The organism is Reinekea sp. (assembly GCF_982785585.1).
In genome coordinates, this window is the sequence record NZ_CEYAVF010000034.1 from 1 (window position 1) to 1316 (window position 1316).

A 1316-nucleotide genomic window follows, 5' to 3' on the forward strand; every position below is an offset into this window, starting at 1 on the left:
ATGGGTATCAATGCGATGCCGGCCAAGGGTGGCAACAGCAGCCTCAGTGATGACGAAGTTAAGGCCGCCATCGATCATATGGTCGCGCTAGTCCAGTAAGGCCTGGGCCCAGGTCGATCAAAAGGAGAGCGTTGCTCTCCTTTTTTGTGTCTGCTCGGATGTGAACAAGACGCTATCTTGGCCAGTTGCCTTCATATTTCCTGAATGAGTCGGTCAGTTATGCCCGCTATCCTGAATCTTGGGGCCGGTTATTATGGGCAAATAATCAGCTCTGAGACAAAACTGACATGAAAATTCTAGCTATCCAATCCGGCATTTTCGGCGATAATTCCAACTCAACTAAATTGGTCGCGCAGATCGCCACCCAGATGAAGCAGCTTCATCCGGACGCCGAACTGACGCATCGTGACCTGACTGCTCAACCTCTGCCGTATTTTGATGCCGAGATGGCCATGGCATTATCCACTCCGGCGGCGGAACAAAGCGAAGCCCAGGCCGCTTTGGCGAGCCTGTCGAGCCAGCTGGTTGATGAAGTAAAGAATGCCGACATCCTGATCATAGGCGTGCCGATGTATAACTTCGGAATTCCTGCCCAATTAAAAAGCTGGATCGACCTGATCTGTCGCGCCGGTTTGACCTTTAATTACACGGCCACCGGCCCGGTCGGTCTGTTAGCCGATCGGCCGGTTTATATAGCAGCCGCTCGCGGTGGCATGCATGAAGGTAAGCCGTCCGATTCGCAAACACCCTTTATAAAGACGGTCCTGGGCTTTCTCGGCTTGCACGATGTGCGTATTGTCTATGCCGAAGGTCTCGCCATGGGTGACGACGCTAAGACGGAATCATTGCAACGTTTTACCAAAAATCTGACCGCACTGGTCTGATTTTCATTAAAGAGAGGAACGAAATATGGGTTTACTTGTCGATGGACAATGGGTTGATCAGTGGTATGACACCAAGAGTCAAGGCGGCAAGTTTGTCCGTTCCAACGCGCAATTCCGCCACTGGGTGACACCCGATGGCGCGCCAGGACCAACCGGTGATGGCGGCTTCGCGGCGACCAGTGGCCGCTACCATCTCTATGTCTCGCTGGCCTGCCCCTGGGCGCATCGGACAATGATTTTGCGTGCGCTAAAAGGCTTGACCGAACATATTGGCATATCCGTCGTACACGCCGATATGTTGGACGAGGGCTGGATGTTCAGCGGCCCAGAGCTGGACAGCCCGGCGCAGGTGGGCGATCGGCTCTTTGGTGCCCGCTGCTACCATGAACTCTACACCCGAGCTGAGCCCAACTATTCTGGCCGAGTCACCGT

2 protein-coding genes are annotated in these 1316 nt (G+C 54.1%); both read left to right on the forward strand.

Annotation, left to right across the window (positions count from 1 at the left end; all coding sequences use genetic code 11):
• Nucleotides 1-287: 287 nt before the first annotated feature.
• On the forward strand, nucleotides 288-884 hold the full coding sequence (locus AC4FIC_RS12655) for an FMN-dependent NADH-azoreductase (RefSeq protein ID WP_476194755.1): 597 nt from the start codon (nucleotides 288-290) through the stop codon (nucleotides 882-884).
• Nucleotides 885-909: 25 nt separating this feature from the next.
• The coding region (locus AC4FIC_RS12660) for a glutathione S-transferase family protein (protein ID WP_476194756.1) at nucleotides 910-1316 on the forward strand (407 nt) is incomplete at its 3' end.